This window comes from Paenibacillus tyrphae (assembly GCF_000722545.1).
Classification (GTDB): Bacteria; Bacillota; Bacilli; order Paenibacillales; family NBRC-103111; genus Paenibacillus_G; species Paenibacillus_G tyrfis.
On record NZ_JNVM01000001.1, the window covers coordinates 46,983 to 61,262 of the forward strand.

Here is a 14,280-nt window from a genome sequence, read left to right on the forward strand (position 1 = left end):
AATGCTCGGCCACTCTGCGCGTGCTCCCCAGTTTCTGGTACGCGGCAGCGACGAGCTGCTTTTCGACCTCCGCCAGCGCATCGTCCAGCGCCGCAGGCAGCGAAGCGGACGGCGTTCTGGCCTTCGTATGCTGGAGCATGTGCTCCGGCAAGTCGTCGAATATCGATACGGAGACGGAGCTTGTCGTACTGGACGAGCTGATGAATATCTCGGAGGATCGGACGACGCTGACGTGCTCCGGGAGTTTGTCGTTCGTTATTTAAGTAAGTTCCGTAACACGGAAGAAAGAAGAACATCGGAAAGCCGGATGAGGAAAACCTCACGTCCGGTTTGATGCAAGGGGGACTGAAATAGTAATAAAGAGGGCTTCCGCCCTCCCATACAATTTCAGTTCTCTAATCTACATAAACGTCGGCGTTGGATGCCTCGAAGGGGGCTCAAGAATCAGACGAGTTTTTTGAGATCGATTTGCTTCCTGCATCGTGGGGCGTTGTACCAAACCAAGCATGCTGCAGAGCCTGGACTCCCATGACAATCTCCTCTATCGTCAACCCGCCGAAGCCGATTTGCACCATCGACGTCTCAGCCTTGGCTCGCTGTGCCCAAAAAGGGGATACGGCGTACACGCGGACTCCTTCTTCGGCGGCGGTATGAATCAGTTCCTGCTCATTCATGCCGTTATGTACACGCAATAAAATGTGCAGACCGGCAGCCTGCCCGATAACTGATGTCTGTTCACCCATCAACTGCCGAATGGCTCCAATTAACGCGGTTTGTTTTTTGTGGTACACATTGCGCATTTTACGAATATGAGCATCCCAATGCCCCTTGCTCATAAACAACGCCAATGTATGTTGATGAATCATGGATACGGTATGATCAACGAGTCGGTAGTCCTGCTTATGATGAAGCTCCAGCAAGGCTGGAGGAAGCACCATATAAGCTATGCGTAGAGATGGAAGAAGACTTTTGGAGAAAGTACCCAGATAGACTGTACGATGATTCGTATCCAAACTTTGCAAGGAAGGAATCGGTTTGCCGACATACCGAAATTCGCTGTCATAATCATCCTCAATAATGATGCCGTTCTTATCGTTCGCCCATGTCAATAATTGCATTCTTTTGGCAAGCGGCATAACCATACCGTAAGGGAATTGATGAGACGGGGTAATATAAACGATTCTGGATTCGCTGGCGTAGAGCTGTTTTAGGCTAAGCCCGTTCTTTTCCAGCTCAATTGGATGTACGTCGAAACCATGATGATGAAATATGGCTCGGACTCCGTCATAGCCCGGCTCCTCCATTCCGAGAGCATTCCCCGCAACGATACGTAGTAACCCACACAGCAGACCCAGCAAATACTGGATACCCGCCCCGATAATGATTTGCTCAGGGGAGCAATTCACCCCTCTTGAATCGTACAAATACTTGGCAATTTCATAACGAAGCTCAGGTTCCCCTTGAGGATCGCCATAAGAAAATAACGCCGCATGTTCCGGCTGCAAACTTTGAATAGAGAGCTTGCGCCAGGTAGTAAGCGGGAAATTCGCTGCATCCACATTGCCATAACGGAAATCGTAACGCATAGGAGTCTCTTCCTGCTTGCTTATTTCCAAGGTCGGTCCTTTGCTTGGAGAAAGCGTAGGCAGCTTTTCCAGTTCTAGTTCTATGACGAATAATCCGCTTCTTGGCTTGCTTTGAACATAGCCTTCTGCAATCAATTGGTGATAGGCTAACTCCACAGTATTACGGCTAATATGGAGATGGGATGAGAGCGCCCGGATCGAAGGCAATCGTGTATTTGCGGCGATCTTGCCGTTCACAATTTCCTTCTTAATATGTTGATAAAGCTGAGCGTATAACGGTTTATCGGACTTGTCGTCCAGCATCATCATGATATCAATCATGCCGTTCCTCCTACGAATCCAAACCATGATAAATTTGCATACAATCTGACCCCAAAAATCTATTAGGATTTGTCACTACCACAGGGGGCAGTTGAGTGATTACAATTATATCACTATCGATCCACTGCGCGCGATACATGACTTTGCATAGGAAAGATAGGAATGATAAAGCCAGAGAACTGGATTACGTACTGCATAGGAGGAGAAGAAATTGGAAAAAAATCCGGGATATCATGAACAAATAGAGAATCGCCAGCCGACTGCATCGAAACCGGAACATATCGCGGAACACCCTGGTTTTCGTCGTATGTTTGCTCCGGATCAATTGACGATTGGCATATTCCTGCCTTTAAAATTTTATGTAGGCCGTATGGACGATCTGAAAGGTCAGGCTGACATCGTAGAAATGATCGATCAGCGAAACTTCGCGGCTGTGTGGGTGAGGGATGTGCCGCTGTTTGACCCCGGATTTCGCGATGCCGGACAAGTTTTCGATCCCTTCACCTATCTTGCCTATCTGGCTGCAAGGACCCATAACGTTTCTCTGGCAACAGGCAGCGCCATTTTCACGCTTCGCCACCCCATCGACTTGGCAAAATCGGCCTCATCGATTGATGTATTGTCTGGCGGACGCCTTGTCATGGGGATTGCTTCAGGAGACCGTCTTGTCGAGTTTCCAGCGTATGGAATTGATGCTGACGAGCGAGATGTACGCTTCCGGGAGACGGTTGCGTTCTTCCGTAACCTTGTTCGGCATCAACGGCCATCCATACATTCCTCGCTTGGACAGCTTGCAGGAGTTGAACTGTTGCCCAAGCCTGTAACTGGCGACATTCCGCTTATTGTGACCGGAGCAAGTCGCCAATCTCTCGACTGGATCGCGGAGTATAGCGACGGTTGGCTCACTTACCCTGAGGCGACAGCAGACTCCTCCGGTCCGAGGCTGCTGGCACAAAAGATAAGCGCCTGGCGGGCCAGAATACCTGGCGGGGTGTTCAAACCGCATATGACCAATGAGTGGATTGACCTGGTGGAAGATGCCGATTACCCGCGAACGCCGCTACGAGGCGGGTTTATTTTGCGTACGGGGCGGAACGGTCTGATTCAGCTGCTGGAGGAGTGGCAAACTGCCGGCGTTAATCATGCCGCGTTAGGTATCCAGTTTACAAGCCGCCCCCCTGCCGAAGTGATTCAAGAGCTTGCTGAATATGTGCTGCCGCTCTTTCCTACGCATGATCGTCCAAATCCTTGGTTATCCAGGTGGTAGGAAATGAGCACAATCACAACGGCAGTTTACTGGTCAACGTTTGTTCATTCGGTACTCCACGAACGCCCGCTGCATGTTGCAGCGACCGAACGGGGGTTATGCTGCATCTCCTTGCCTGAGGATACCCATCTGAATTTGCAGCAATGGGTCGACAGGAAATTCCGAAATGCGATTCTTGTGGAAGATCGGGAGAAGCTTAAGCCTTATTTGGAACAGTTGCAGGCTTATTGCGAGCGAAATCTGACCTCATTTGAGCTCCCGCTTGATTTGCAGGGAACAAGCTTCCAAGTTTCCGTCTGGCGAGCATTAATGACGATCCCCTACGGACATAGCTGCAGTTATGCGGATATTGCTGCAATCATCGATCGTCCCCAAGCCATCCGTGCCGTGGGCACCGCCAACGGGGCGAATCCGATGCCGATTATCATTCCATGTCATCGAGTGATTGGGAAGAATGGTAGCTTAACCGGTTACAGCGGCGGCTTGAAGATGAAGGAAACGCTTCTTCAACTGGAAGGTTATATTGAATACTCAGCTAAGGGGCATGTTCGCTTTAACTTTTGATAATAGGGTTTACGAAATGCTGTCAAGCAAAGTAGTTGTCAGTTGATACTGGTTCATGCACAGGAGCGTTGGGGCAAAGCCGTGCTGCGAGCCGTGGAGCAGGTGATGGTCGAACGTGCGGCGCTGACGCCCGATATGGGCGGCACCGCCTCCACCTCCCCCATTGATTTGGTCCCCTTGCCCGCGTGCAGTATAATGGTATATACGAAGGGACATTACCCTAACTCCCCAACTTTATCGAAGAGGTGAATCCGATGAGTCAACAACCGACCGAGCTGGCCACGTTTGCCGGCGGCTGCTTCTGGTGCATGGTCAAGCCGTTCGACGAGCTGCCCGGTATCGTTAAGATCGTATCCGGGTATACCGGCGGTCATAAGGAAAACCCGACGTATCAGGAAGTATGCTCCGAAACGACCGGACATTTGGAAGCCGTGCAAATTACGTTCGAGCCGGCCGTTTTCCCTTACGAAGATTTGCTTCAGCTGTTCTGGCAGCAGATTGACCCGACAGACGCGGGCGGACAGTTCCACGACCGGGGGGAGTCTTACCAAACGGCCATCTTCTACCATACGGAGGAGCAGAAGCAGAAAGCGGAAGCGTCCAAGCGGGAGCTTGACGCCAGCGGCCGCTTCGACCGTCCGGTCGCGACGCCGATCCTTCCCGCCTCCGTCTTCTACCCTGCGGAGGACTACCATCAGGATTTCTATAAAACCAATCCGCTGCGCTACAACTCGTACCGCAAGGCATCGGGACGAGACGATTTCATCAAGCGCCATTGGAATACGCCGGCCGACAAAGTGAAGCTGAAAGACAAGCTGACGCCGATGCAGTGGGAAGTGACGCAAATGAACGGCACCGAGCCTCCGTTCCGCAACGAATTCTGGGATCATAAGGAAGAGGGGCTCTACGTCGATATCGTCTCGGGCGAGCCGCTGTTCAGCTCCCTAGACAAGTTCGACTCCGGCTGCGGCTGGCCGAGCTTCACGAAGCCCGTCGTACCGCCCCTTGTACAGGAAAAGCCCGACTACACCCACGGCATGATCCGTACGGAGGTCCGCAGCCGCAAAGCCGACTCGCACCTGGGCCATGTTTTTCCCGACGGCCCCAAAGATCAAGGCGGATTGCGCTACTGCATCAACTCCGCGGCGCTCCGCTTTATTCCGAAGGCCGATCTGGAGAAGGAAGGCTACGGATCGTTCCTGTCTTTATTCGAGCAGGAAAAATAACCCCTCCAAAGGCCGCGGAGAGGAGCCGGGACCATGTTTAAATACCGCATTGATTCGCAATTGGAACTGAAGCTGCTTGAACCGGGGGATGCCGGGGAGCTGTTCCGGCTGACGGACGACAACCGCGCCTATCTGCGGGAATGGATGCCTTGGATCGACATGACGCAGACAGAAGAGGACAGCCGCGGATTCATCGAATCCGCCCGGCACAAGTGGGCCAAGGGCGAAGGAATGACCGCAGGCATTCTTGCGGAGGGAAAGCTGTGCGGCGTGATCGACCATCATTCGCTCAACTGGATGAACCGCAAGGCGGCCATCGGCTATTGGCTGGCTGCCTCCGCTCAGGGCCGGGGGATCATGACCCGTGCCTGCCGCGCGATGATCGATTACGCGTTCGGGGAACTGATGCTGCACCGGGTCGAGATCATGGCGGGAACCGAGAATATCAGAAGCCGCGCCATTCCCGAGCGGCTCGGCTTTACGCAGGAAGGCGTCGCCCGCGGCGCACAGAAGCTGTATGACCGTTACATCGATTTGGCTGTATATAGCCTGCTTGCCGACGAATGGAACCCACAGAGCCCGGACGGCAGCCGATGAACGCTTTTGAGAAAAACGGAGCGCCTCCACGATTCGAACCGTGGGAGCGCTCCGTTTTCTAATCGGCCACGATCGTTCTGTTCTTCCCCGCTTCCTTGGCTTGGTACAAAGCATGGTCGGCCCGTTGAAACAGCATTTCGGCGGATTCGGCGTGGGATGGATAATGAGCGATACCCAATGAGACCGTCAGCGGGATGCCAAAGGGATTCTCCCATGTTTCAAAGCCTGAGCGCACCCGTTCCGCCGTGATCCATGCATCCGACGCGGTGGTAAACGGCAGAAGCACGACGAATTCTTCTCCGCCGTAGCGGCAGCATACGTCATTGGACCGTACAGACGAAGTGACGATGCGGGCCAAGTGCTTCAATACTTCGTCGCCCGCCTGATGACCATAGGTATCGTTGATCGACTTGAATCGGTCGATATCCATCACGATAAGGGCGAAAGGCTGCTGCTTTTCCGTCCATTGCGACATGATGGATTCAAACGTTCTTCGGTTCGTTAACCCCGTTAAAGAATCGGTCATGGCGGCATGCGTCAATTGATCGGTCTGTTTCTGCAAATCGCTTAACGCAAGCGTAATCGTCTGGGTTAATAAGTCGGCTTCCCGGTTCCAGTGATGCTTGATGTCCGGAAGAACGATTTTTTCGCCTCTCCCCAATTTACCGGCCAGGTTGGCCAGGGATACAAAGGGACGGGCCAACCGCCGGGCAAGCCAAATGGCGGTGATCATCAATACAACAAACGGAGCCAGAGTATAGAAAAGAATTGTTCGGATATAATTGTCCAATTCCTCGTATACGACGCTGATGGGAGATTGCACGATGACGCCCCAGCCGTTTTCCGAGACGGGAGAATAACCGGCCAAAAAGGTAATTCCTCGGGAGTTGGTCACCTGCTCATACCCGCTTTCGCCCCGAAGTACCTTTTGTACAACGGGATTTGTACTGTTATCGGCCCCAATCCGGGATTTGTCCGGATGGTACAATAAATGACCGCTGGAGCTCACGATGTAAAAGTACGATCCGTCGCCATCGATGTTATGCTTGCCAAACATCATATTCAAAATATTGTTTTCCTGCAAATAAAGACTGCCCCCGATAAATCCCCGATATACTCCGTCTTTGTCGTACAGCGGCTCGCTCATAAAAACGATGCGTCGTCCGGTTGACGAGGTATAAGGCTTGGATATGTAGGGCTTTCTTGATGCCAGCGCTTCTTTGGCAGCTTCCGTGGAGATGTGCTGTCCCACCATGCCGACGGAAGACGGAGCTACGCTGCGGACGAGACCCGTTTCATCCACGACGGCGATGGAGTTGAAAAAGTTGCCGCTGAGGCGCAGCAATTCAAGCTGCTTTTGCAGCTCTTGCTCGTTCGATAGATGGTTTACCGAAATATAGGCGCCGGTGTATTTCAATCCGGCCCGCATCGATTTGAATAAGGAATCGATGGACTGACTCATTTTGGTCGCAGCCGAATGGTTCAAGGCGAATCTCGTTTCGAATAACGATTGCTTATTGGAATGATAGGACGCTAGAAGCAGAATCGTCAAAGTAAGCGCCACGGAAAGGGAAACTAGCCCTGTTAAAAGCGTAGCAAGACTGATCTTCTTCTTCTTCGTAACGTCAATCCCGCACAGCCCGGAAATGGCATTCGCCTCCTCAATTTCCAAGTAACTTCCCCCATAATTCGACACGATTCGCTATAATCCTTTTCGTCTGCCGACCTAAACAAAAAAGAATCCACGCCGCCAATCGATGTCGGAGATTGCCCTCCGCCCTCCCATTTGCCCCGCCACATTTCCACCTCTTCCTTCATCAAGTTGCCATACTTTCTTCAACAGTTCACCATAATTGTGTGAAAAAAATCACATGTAGTGGGGTAAGATTGAACCAAGAAACCTATTGTTTATTTTTCTTGGGAGAGGTGATGATCCATTGGAGCCTTACAAAAAGCATGAAAAGCGTCTGATGATCCTTATGTTCATCGTCGGGTTCGTCATGCTGCTTGCTTTTCTCAGGAGATTGTTCGCTTAAATCAACCCGGCTACGCCTGAAGGAGATGACCTCTTATGCAATACGATCCGGTATTTTTCAGCCGAATGCTAACCGAACTGACGCTGTCATTCCACATCATCTTCGCTACGATCGGCGTCGGCGTTCCGGTCATGATCGCGCTCGCCGAATGGCGCGGCATCCGGACGAACGATCCGCACTACTTGCTGCTGGCCCGCCGCTGGACGCGCGGCTTCGTCATCACGGTCGCCGTAGGCGTCGTCACGGGGACCGCCATCGGCCTCCAGCTCAGTCTGCTGTGGCCAAGCTTTATGAAGATCGCCGGGCAGGCGATTGCGCTGCCGCTGTTTCTGGAGACGTTCGCCTTTTTTATCGAAGCGATTTTCCTCGGCATCTACCTGTATACGTGGGACCGGTTCAAAAAGAAGACGACCCACCTGCTGCTGATGATCCCGATCGTGATCGGGTCGTCCGCTTCCGCCTTCTTCATCACGACGCTGAACGCGTTTATGAATACGCCGCGTGGATTTACCTTGGAGAACGGCGTCATCAAGAATCTGCAGCCGCTGGTTGCGATGTTCAACCCGGCGACGCCGACGAAAGTATCTCACGTGCTCGCTTCGTCTTACACGACGTGTGCCTTGATTCTGGCCGCTATTGCCGCCTGGCAGCTGCTGCGCGGCAAAGATCACGTCTATCACAAAAAAGCGCTGAAGCTGACGATGACAGCCGCATTCGTGTTTGCGGTCAGCACCGCAGCGATCGGCGACTTGTCCGGCAAGTTTCTGGCCAAGTATCAGCCGGAGAAGCTTGCTGCGGCCGAGTGGCATTTCGAGACGGAGACGCACGCGCCGCTCATTCTTGGCGGAGCCTTGGACGAAAACAACGAAGTCAAATACGGCATCTCCATTCCGTATATGCTCAGCGTGCTTGCGCATAACGACCCGGGAGGCAAAGTCATCGGCCTAAATGATTTTCCGAAGGACGAATGGCCGCCGCTCGTGATTCACTACCTGTTCAATTTCAAAATCGCCAGCGGCATGTTTCTGGTGCTCGTCGGCCTTCTGTACTTGTTCCGGCGTCGACTCAGCCGAACCTTGGAAGCGCCGCGCTGGCTGCTGCGTATGATTGTCGTCGCGGGCCCGCTCGCGATGCTGACCATCGAGGTCGGCTGGTTTTTCGCGGAGCTTGGCCGGCAGCCTTGGATCCTGCGCGGCTTCATGAAAGTAGCCGATGCAGCCACCACGTCGGACCATGTCGATATGATGCTCGTCTTGTTCTGTTTCCTGTATCTCCTGCTCGGCTTCACGGTCGTACGCGTGCTCGGCAAGCTGTTCCGCAAGCATGACGTCTTCGAGGAAATGATCACGCTCGGCATCGAGAAAGGAGGCCGCCGTCCATGAGCTACGAGCTGCTCGGCATTACCGTCCTGTGGACGTTTCTGTACGGCTATCTCATCGTTGCTTCCATCGATTTCGGCGCAGGATTTTTCAGCTACTACAGCGTCATCACCGGGCAACAAAATAAAATTCATAAGATTATTCAACGCTACCTGTCCCCGGTGTGGGAAGTCACGAACGTTTTCCTGATCTTCTTCGTCGTCGGAATTGTCGGCTTCTTCCCGCACACGGCGTATTACTACGGCACGGCGCTGCTGATCCCGGGCAGCGTGGCGGTCATTCTGCTCGCCCTGCGCGGCTCGTACTATGCGTTCAGCACCTACGGCAGCAAAGAAAACCGCGGTTACATGCTGCTGTACGGAGCGACGGGGCTGCTGATCCCCGCTTCGCTCTCGACGGTGCTGACCATCTCGGAAGGCGGCTTCATTGAAGAGCGCGGCGGCGAAGTGCTGTTTCTATGGCCTAAGCTGCTCGCAAGTCCCTATTCGTGGAGCGTCGTGCTGCTGGCCATCGTCAGCGTGCTGTACATCTCCGCGATGTTCCTGACATACTACGCGGCGAAAGCAAGAGACGGGAATGCGCTGGAAGTCGTGCGCGGCTACGCCCTGCTCTGGAGTAGTCCGACCATCCTGTCGAGCTTTCTGGTGTTCCTAGGCATCCGAACCCAGAATCCGCGGCATTTTGAGAACATGCTCGACCTGTACTGGATGTTTGTCGCCTCATTCCTATGTTTCCTGATCGCCGTCTATTTCATCTGGAAGCGCCGAAATTACGGATGGGCGTTCGTCCTGGTCATGCTGCAATTTGCTTTCGCTTTCTACGGGTATGGAGCGGCGCATCTGCCTTATGTGTTATACCCGTACATTAACATCTACGGCGGCTTCACGAACGAAACGATGGCTCTTACGCTCGTCATCGCTTTTATCGCCGGCTTGCTCGTGCTGATCCCGTCCATGTGGCTGCTGCTGCGGCTGTTCCTGTTCGATGTCGGCTACGTTCAAGGTCAGAAGAAAGGATGAAGATTTCATGGAGCATTTCATGATCATGTACCTCCCGCCCCTTATTGTGGCGGCCTCGCTTGCGTTCATGTTCATCTGGAGCGGCAAAGCTCAAGACAAAGGGTTTAAATAACTCCCGGAAGCAAAAAATCCCGTCCTGCAGCGGATAACCGCACAGAACGGGATTTTTCACATGGACCGGCATCTTCTGCGTACGTCTTAAAAGAAACCTCCGCCAAACCCAAACGGGCTGAAGCCGCCAAACCCGAACGGGCTAAATCCGCCGAAGGCGAATGGAGACGTTCCGATGGCGAGAAGATCGAACAGAACGAGCGGAAGAACCGCAGACGTTTTCACCTGCTTGCCATTGCGGGTGGAAACCATCAATTGATTACCTTTAATACGCACCAGCTTACCTTCTACGACCGTTCCGTCTTTCTTAAACGCATAAATCTGTTTGCCTACCAGTTTGGCGACATCCTGCTTGCTGACTGCATTTGGCATATGCGCACACCTCCGAATAATAGCGTCGGGCCGTGGCCCTAATGGATTGAGTAGAACGCTATATACTACGGGATGGAAACCGGGGCTGCTTGTATAAATGCCCCGCCGTCCAAGCAAGATGTGCCATCGTCCTGTCCCGACATTTGCAGATGCCAGATGCCGCCGCTCCGGTCAGCCTCGGCGCAGACGGCCAAGTTCCGTTGTAATCGCTTCGATTTCGCTGATGCTGAATTGATTCTTCCCAGCGACCATCTCATAAATGTCGCGCAGCTCTTCGTACTGCTCGTCATTGAGCTGGGAAGCCTTCAGCGCGGCGCCGGAAGCCATCCGCAGCTTTTTCTTAATTTCTTCAATCATAAATTCCGTGTTTTCAAACGTGTTCGTCGTTAAATTCACCGGGGTCACCCTTTCGTGCGCCTTTCGTTCTCCCTTCCATTGTACCATGTTTTGTAGGGGCATGCCCGGTGTAATATAATGGTGACGGACCTGCATGCCGAACAACAACCGAAGGAGGTTTTGTCATGATTCACACGCTCCATCTGCATACGAAGCAGCGCGACGAAATGATCGAAATTACCCGTCTGATACACGATCTGCTGAAGCAGGAACAACTGGAAGAGGGACTTGCCGTCATTTATTGTCCCCATACGACGGCCGGCATCACCATTCAAGAAAATGCGGACCCCGATGTCCGTCACGACGTGCTGATGCGACTCGATGAAGTATACCCTTGGACGCATCCGAAGTACCGTCATGCCGAGGGGAACACCGCCTCGCATTTGAAGGCGATAACGACGGGCTCCTCCCAAACCGTGCTTGTAGCCGGCTCACGATTGGTGCTGGGCCGCTGGCAGGGCATTTATTTCTGCGAATTTGACGGGCCCCGCGAGCGCTCTTGCCTTGTAAAATTCATACGGGGGTAAAGAATAAAGCGAGGAAGCGATAACGCATTAGTGTAATGAAGCATAAGGGTGAAAAAAATTTACCTATTCGGTAACGTGTTACCCCTGCAGTCCTTCGCACAAATATTTGACGTGCTGCTCTGCCAGCTTTCGAACATCCTGATACGCTTGGTTGTAATGAATGTTATACGAGATGAAGCCGTGCATAGACATAAACAAGCTCCAGGGCAAGCTGTACATTTTCTTCTCGTTCCCCGGCAGACGGGAGACAACAGACCGGACGACCGCGGCAAACAGATCGAGGCATTGCGATTGCTCTTCCCGGGAGTACCGCAGCAGTTCCGGATCTTTGATCATGAACATAATCTCGTAATGATGCGGATTGTCCAGCCCGAAGCGGATGAACTCATGCATCAGCTTCTCCAGCTGTCCGATATCCCCTAGACGGGACCGGTTCAGCATGTCTTTTTGGCGCTCCAGCAGCATTTTGAAATCCTCGTTGACCAGCGCATAGAACAGCTCTGCTTTTTCGCTGAAGTGGTAATACAATGCTCCGTGGCTGTAACCCATCGACTTTGCGATGCTTCGCATGGTTAAAGCATGATAACCGTGTTCGATAAAAAGCTGCCGCGCTTCTTCCAAAATGCGCATCCGGCTTAGTTCTTGTGCAACTGCTTTTCTTGCCAAGTGCCTCCCTCATTTCTATGCGTGATTTATACTAAAAGCCGCCGGCTTCCGCTTCACGGAAGCTCGGCATGCTCTACGTAACGTTCTTCTCCGTGGATGATCGTTCCTTGACCCTGGGTCAAATCCGTCATCCATGCGGCAAATGTATCCGCTTCCTCAACTAAAGGCAAGCAGCTCAGCGTCACCTTATCGGTGAAAACGGTCTCGCCCATCATCATACCGCGGTTCCGCAGCTCGTTCTCTACCTTGCCGAGCCACGTATAATCGACCTCCACCAACACTTCCCGGTGGAGCACCTTATACACCTGCTCCGCTGCGGCAAGCCCGGTGACCGCCCCGTCGGTATAGGCGCGAATCAAGCCGCCCGCCCCTAGCATAATGCCGCCGAAATAACGGGTCACGACGACGACGACGTTTTTCAGACCTTGATTTTTAATCACTTCGAGGATCGGCTTCCCCGCCGTCCCGCTCGGCTCCCCGTCGTCGGACGCTTTCTGAATCTCATCGCGTTCTCCGATCATGTAAGCCGAGCAGTTGTGCGTGGCGGACCAATGCTCCTTCTTGATGCTCTCAATGAATGCAACGGCTTCTTCCTCGGTCTCGACCGGCTTCGCAAACCCGATAAACCGGGATTTCTTAATAACGATTTCCGCCGAGCCGAATCGCTTAACCGTTCTGTACCGCGTTAACATGGACGTTTCCTGACGCCTCCTTATCAGGCCGTAGCCTCTGGAACATCCGGCGTCCGGGATGCCTGCAAAAAAAGCAGCCATCCCGGGGGATGAACCGCTTTTTCCGCGCGCTGCGAGTTACTTCGACAATCTGGCCTCGAGCGCAGCCTTTTCTTTCTCGTAGCCCGGTTTGCCGAGCAGTGCGAACATGTTTTTCTTATATGCCTCCACGCCCGGTTGGTCGAACGGGTTGACGCCCAGCAGGTAACCGCTGATGCCGCAGGCTTTTTCAAAGAAATAAACCATGTAACCGAATGTATATGGCGACAGATCGGGCAGCGTGACGATCAGGTTCGGCACTCCGCCGTCCGTATGAGCAAGCATGGTGCCCTCGAACGCCTTTTTATTGACGAAATCCATCGTTTGTCCGCTCAGGAAGTTCAAGCCGTCCAGATCTTGCGGATCGGTGCCGATGGTGATTTGCTCCGACACCTGCTCGACTTGAATGACGGTCTCAAACAAGTTGCGCGAGCCTTCCTGAATGAATTGACCCATGGAATGTAAATCCGTGGAAAAATCGACCGAAGACGGGTAAATGCCTTTGTTATCCTTGCCTTCGCTCTCGCCGTACAGTTGCTTCCACCATTCGGAGACGTAGTGCAGCGACGGCTCGTAGTTCACGAGAATTTCCGTCGTTTTGCCCTTACGGTACAGCGCATTGCGAACCGCAGCGTATTGGTACGCTTCGTTCTCCTTCAGGTTCGGATTGGAGTATATCTCACGCGCGTCCGCGGCGCCTTGCATCATCGCTTCGATATCCACGCCGGCGGTGGCGATCGGCAGCAGGCCGACGGCGGTTAGCACGGAATAGCGGCCGCCCACATCGTCCGGGATGACGAACGTTTCGTAGCCTTCCTCGGTCGCCAGCTTTTTCAGCGCGCCTTTCGCTTGGTCCGTCGTCGCATAGATGCGCTCGCGCGCCCCTTCTTTGCCGTATTTGCGCTCAAGCAGCTCGCGGAAAATCCGGAAAGCGATGGCAGGCTCCGTCGTCGTGCCGGATTTGGAGATGACGTTGACGGAAATGTCCTTGCCTTCGAGCAGTTGCAGCAAATGCGTCACGTAGGTGGAGCTGATGTTCTGGCCGACGAAGTAAATTTCCGGCGTCTTGCGCTTATCCTTCGGCAGCAGATTGTAGAAGCTGTGGGACAGCATCTCGATCGCCGCTCTGGCTCCCAGATAGGAACCCCCGATGCCGATGACGACTAGCGCGTCGGAATTCGATTGAATGCGCTTGGCCGCCTGCTGGATGCGGGCGAACTCTTCTTTATCGTAATTGACCGGGAGATCGATCCAACCGAGATAATCGTTCCCGGCGCCGGTTTTGTCGTGCAATTGGTTATGCGCGGCGGCTACGGCACCCGCCAAGTAATCCACCTCGTGCTGCTGAATGAAACCAACGGCCTTGCTGTAATCAAAACGAAGTTTAGCTCCCATTCCAAATACATCCTCCCGTCCGATTCGTTTTTTTCTCTGTGACATGCG

General features: G+C 53.2%; 17 protein-coding genes. 9 read left to right on the plus strand and 8 right to left on the minus strand.

All coding sequences use genetic code 11. From position 1 onward, the window contains the following. The first annotated feature begins 20 nt into the window (after nucleotides 1-20). A complete protein-coding gene (locus ET33_RS39575; protein WP_036675074.1) occupies nucleotides 21-263 on the plus strand; it encodes a hypothetical protein in 243 nt (80 codons plus the stop codon). A 174-nt stretch (nucleotides 264-437) separates the two neighbouring features. Here the strand turns inward: ET33_RS39575 and pdxR are convergent, their stop codons facing one another. Then, on the minus strand, nucleotides 438-1,907 hold the full coding sequence (pdxR, locus tag ET33_RS00265; RefSeq protein WP_051774989.1) for a MocR-like pyridoxine biosynthesis transcription factor PdxR: 1,470 nt from the start codon (nucleotides 1,905-1,907) through the stop codon (nucleotides 438-440). Between the two features lie 211 nt (nucleotides 1,908-2,118). Between pdxR and ET33_RS00270 the strand changes: the two genes are divergently transcribed. Further along, on the plus strand, nucleotides 2,119-3,174 hold the full coding sequence (locus ET33_RS00270; RefSeq protein WP_235206604.1) for an LLM class oxidoreductase: 1,056 nt from the start codon (nucleotides 2,119-2,121) through the stop codon (nucleotides 3,172-3,174). Between the two features lie 3 nt (nucleotides 3,175-3,177). Beyond that, a complete protein-coding gene (locus ET33_RS00275; RefSeq protein ID WP_036675076.1) occupies nucleotides 3,178-3,738 on the plus strand; it encodes a methylated-DNA--[protein]-cysteine S-methyltransferase in 561 nt (186 codons plus the stop codon). A 9-nt stretch (nucleotides 3,739-3,747) separates the two neighbouring features. On the opposite strand, the gene ET33_RS38835 is transcribed toward ET33_RS00275, so the two are convergent. After that, entirely contained in the window at nucleotides 3,748-3,954 is a 207-nt protein-coding gene (locus ET33_RS38835; RefSeq protein ID WP_036675077.1) for a hypothetical protein, read from the minus strand. Nucleotides 3,955-3,992: 38 nt separating this feature from the next. Between ET33_RS38835 and msrA the strand changes: the two genes are divergently transcribed. Together msrA and ET33_RS00290 are read left to right on the plus strand one after the other, a co-directional pair. After that, nucleotides 3,993-4,964, plus strand: coding sequence for a peptide-methionine (S)-S-oxide reductase MsrA (gene msrA / locus ET33_RS00285; protein WP_036675078.1), 972 nt, complete (start codon nucleotides 3,993-3,995; stop codon nucleotides 4,962-4,964). A gap of 33 nt (nucleotides 4,965-4,997) precedes the next feature. After that, a complete protein-coding gene (locus ET33_RS00290; RefSeq protein ID WP_036675081.1) occupies nucleotides 4,998-5,561 on the plus strand; it encodes a GNAT family N-acetyltransferase in 564 nt (187 codons plus the stop codon). Nucleotides 5,562-5,619: 58 nt separating this feature from the next. Here ET33_RS00290 and ET33_RS00295 read toward each other — a convergent pair whose 3' ends face one another. Beyond that, complete coding sequence (locus tag ET33_RS00295) at nucleotides 5,620-7,233, minus strand: sensor domain-containing diguanylate cyclase (protein WP_081890139.1); 1,614 nt, start codon at nucleotides 7,231-7,233, stop codon at nucleotides 5,620-5,622. Nucleotides 7,234-7,632: 399 nt separating this feature from the next. On the opposite strand from ET33_RS00295, the gene ET33_RS00300 reads away from it, so the two are divergent. From ET33_RS00300 to cydS, 3 genes are read left to right on the plus strand one after another with little or no spacing between them, the layout of a single operon-like run. Then, nucleotides 7,633-8,979 carry a cytochrome ubiquinol oxidase subunit I gene (locus tag ET33_RS00300; RefSeq protein ID WP_036675084.1) on the plus strand — a complete coding sequence of 449 codons (1,347 nt, stop codon included), beginning with the start codon at nucleotides 7,633-7,635 and terminating at the stop codon, nucleotides 8,977-8,979. Beyond that, nucleotides 8,976-9,995, plus strand: coding sequence for a cytochrome d ubiquinol oxidase subunit II (locus ET33_RS00305; protein ID WP_036675086.1), 1,020 nt, complete (start codon nucleotides 8,976-8,978; stop codon nucleotides 9,993-9,995). The genes ET33_RS00300 and ET33_RS00305 overlap by 4 nt, the downstream gene beginning before the upstream one ends. A gap of 7 nt (nucleotides 9,996-10,002) precedes the next feature. After that, nucleotides 10,003-10,107, plus strand: coding sequence for a cytochrome bd oxidase small subunit CydS (gene cydS / locus ET33_RS40545; RefSeq protein ID WP_010494598.1), 105 nt, complete (start codon nucleotides 10,003-10,005; stop codon nucleotides 10,105-10,107). An 86-nt stretch (nucleotides 10,108-10,193) separates the two neighbouring features. Here the strand turns inward: cydS and ET33_RS00310 are convergent, their stop codons facing one another. Further along, on the minus strand, nucleotides 10,194-10,478 hold the full coding sequence (locus tag ET33_RS00310) for a hypothetical protein (protein ID WP_036675088.1): 285 nt from the start codon (nucleotides 10,476-10,478) through the stop codon (nucleotides 10,194-10,196). Nucleotides 10,479-10,649: 171 nt separating this feature from the next. Further along, nucleotides 10,650-10,874: a DUF1128 domain-containing protein gene (locus tag ET33_RS00315; protein ID WP_025849503.1), complete on the minus strand. Its 225-nt coding sequence runs from the start codon at nucleotides 10,872-10,874 to the stop codon at nucleotides 10,650-10,652. Between the two features lie 125 nt (nucleotides 10,875-10,999). Between ET33_RS00315 and ET33_RS00320 the strand changes: the two genes are divergently transcribed. Continuing rightward, nucleotides 11,000-11,401, plus strand: a complete 402-nt coding sequence (locus ET33_RS00320; protein ID WP_010494594.1) for a secondary thiamine-phosphate synthase enzyme YjbQ — start codon at nucleotides 11,000-11,002, stop codon at nucleotides 11,399-11,401. Nucleotides 11,402-11,479: 78 nt separating this feature from the next. Here the strand turns inward: ET33_RS00320 and ET33_RS00325 are convergent, their stop codons facing one another. From ET33_RS00325 to ET33_RS00335, 3 genes are all read right to left on the minus strand, one after another. Then, nucleotides 11,480-12,067, minus strand: a complete 588-nt coding sequence (locus ET33_RS00325) for a TetR/AcrR family transcriptional regulator (RefSeq protein ID WP_036675092.1) — start codon at nucleotides 12,065-12,067, stop codon at nucleotides 11,480-11,482. A gap of 53 nt (nucleotides 12,068-12,120) precedes the next feature. Further along, nucleotides 12,121-12,759: a YigZ family protein gene (locus tag ET33_RS00330; protein WP_036675094.1), complete on the minus strand. Its 639-nt coding sequence runs from the start codon at nucleotides 12,757-12,759 to the stop codon at nucleotides 12,121-12,123. 117 nt (nucleotides 12,760-12,876) lie between these two features. Further along, the gene (locus ET33_RS00335; protein ID WP_036675096.1) at nucleotides 12,877-14,232 is read right to left on the minus strand and encodes a glucose-6-phosphate isomerase; all 1,356 of its coding nucleotides are present in this window, start codon (nucleotides 14,230-14,232) and stop codon (nucleotides 12,877-12,879) included. Nucleotides 14,233-14,280: the final 48 nt, after the last annotated feature.

Excerpts from the sequence above, each read along its gene's own strand:
- ET33_RS00275 (WP_036675076.1), top strand. The coding sequence starts at position 3,178 with ATGAGCACAATCACAACGGCAGTTTACTGGTCAACGTTTGTTCATTCG.
- ET33_RS38835 (WP_036675077.1), bottom strand. The coding sequence starts at position 3,954 with ATGTCCCTTCGTATATACCATTATACTGCACGCGGGCAAGGGGACCAA.
- ET33_RS00305 (WP_036675086.1), top strand. The coding sequence starts at position 8,976 with ATGAGCTACGAGCTGCTCGGCATTACCGTCCTGTGGACGTTTCTGTAC.
- ET33_RS00330 (WP_036675094.1), bottom strand. The coding sequence starts at position 12,759 with ATGTTAACGCGGTACAGAACGGTTAAGCGATTCGGCTCGGCGGAAATC.
- cydS (WP_010494598.1), top strand. The coding sequence starts at position 10,003 with ATGGAGCATTTCATGATCATGTACCTCCCGCCCCTTATTGTGGCGGCC.
- ET33_RS00335 (WP_036675096.1), bottom strand. The coding sequence starts at position 14,232 with ATGGGAGCTAAACTTCGTTTTGATTACAGCAAGGCCGTTGGTTTCATT.
- pdxR (WP_051774989.1), bottom strand. The coding sequence starts at position 1,907 with ATGATTGATATCATGATGATGCTGGACGACAAGTCCGATAAACCGTTA.
- ET33_RS00290 (WP_036675081.1), top strand. The coding sequence starts at position 4,998 with ATGTTTAAATACCGCATTGATTCGCAATTGGAACTGAAGCTGCTTGAA.
- msrA (WP_036675078.1), top strand. The coding sequence starts at position 3,993 with ATGAGTCAACAACCGACCGAGCTGGCCACGTTTGCCGGCGGCTGCTTC.
- ET33_RS00310 (WP_036675088.1), bottom strand. The coding sequence starts at position 10,478 with ATGCCAAATGCAGTCAGCAAGCAGGATGTCGCCAAACTGGTAGGCAAA.
- ET33_RS00320 (WP_010494594.1), top strand. The coding sequence starts at position 11,000 with ATGATTCACACGCTCCATCTGCATACGAAGCAGCGCGACGAAATGATC.
- ET33_RS00300 (WP_036675084.1), top strand. The coding sequence starts at position 7,633 with ATGCAATACGATCCGGTATTTTTCAGCCGAATGCTAACCGAACTGACG.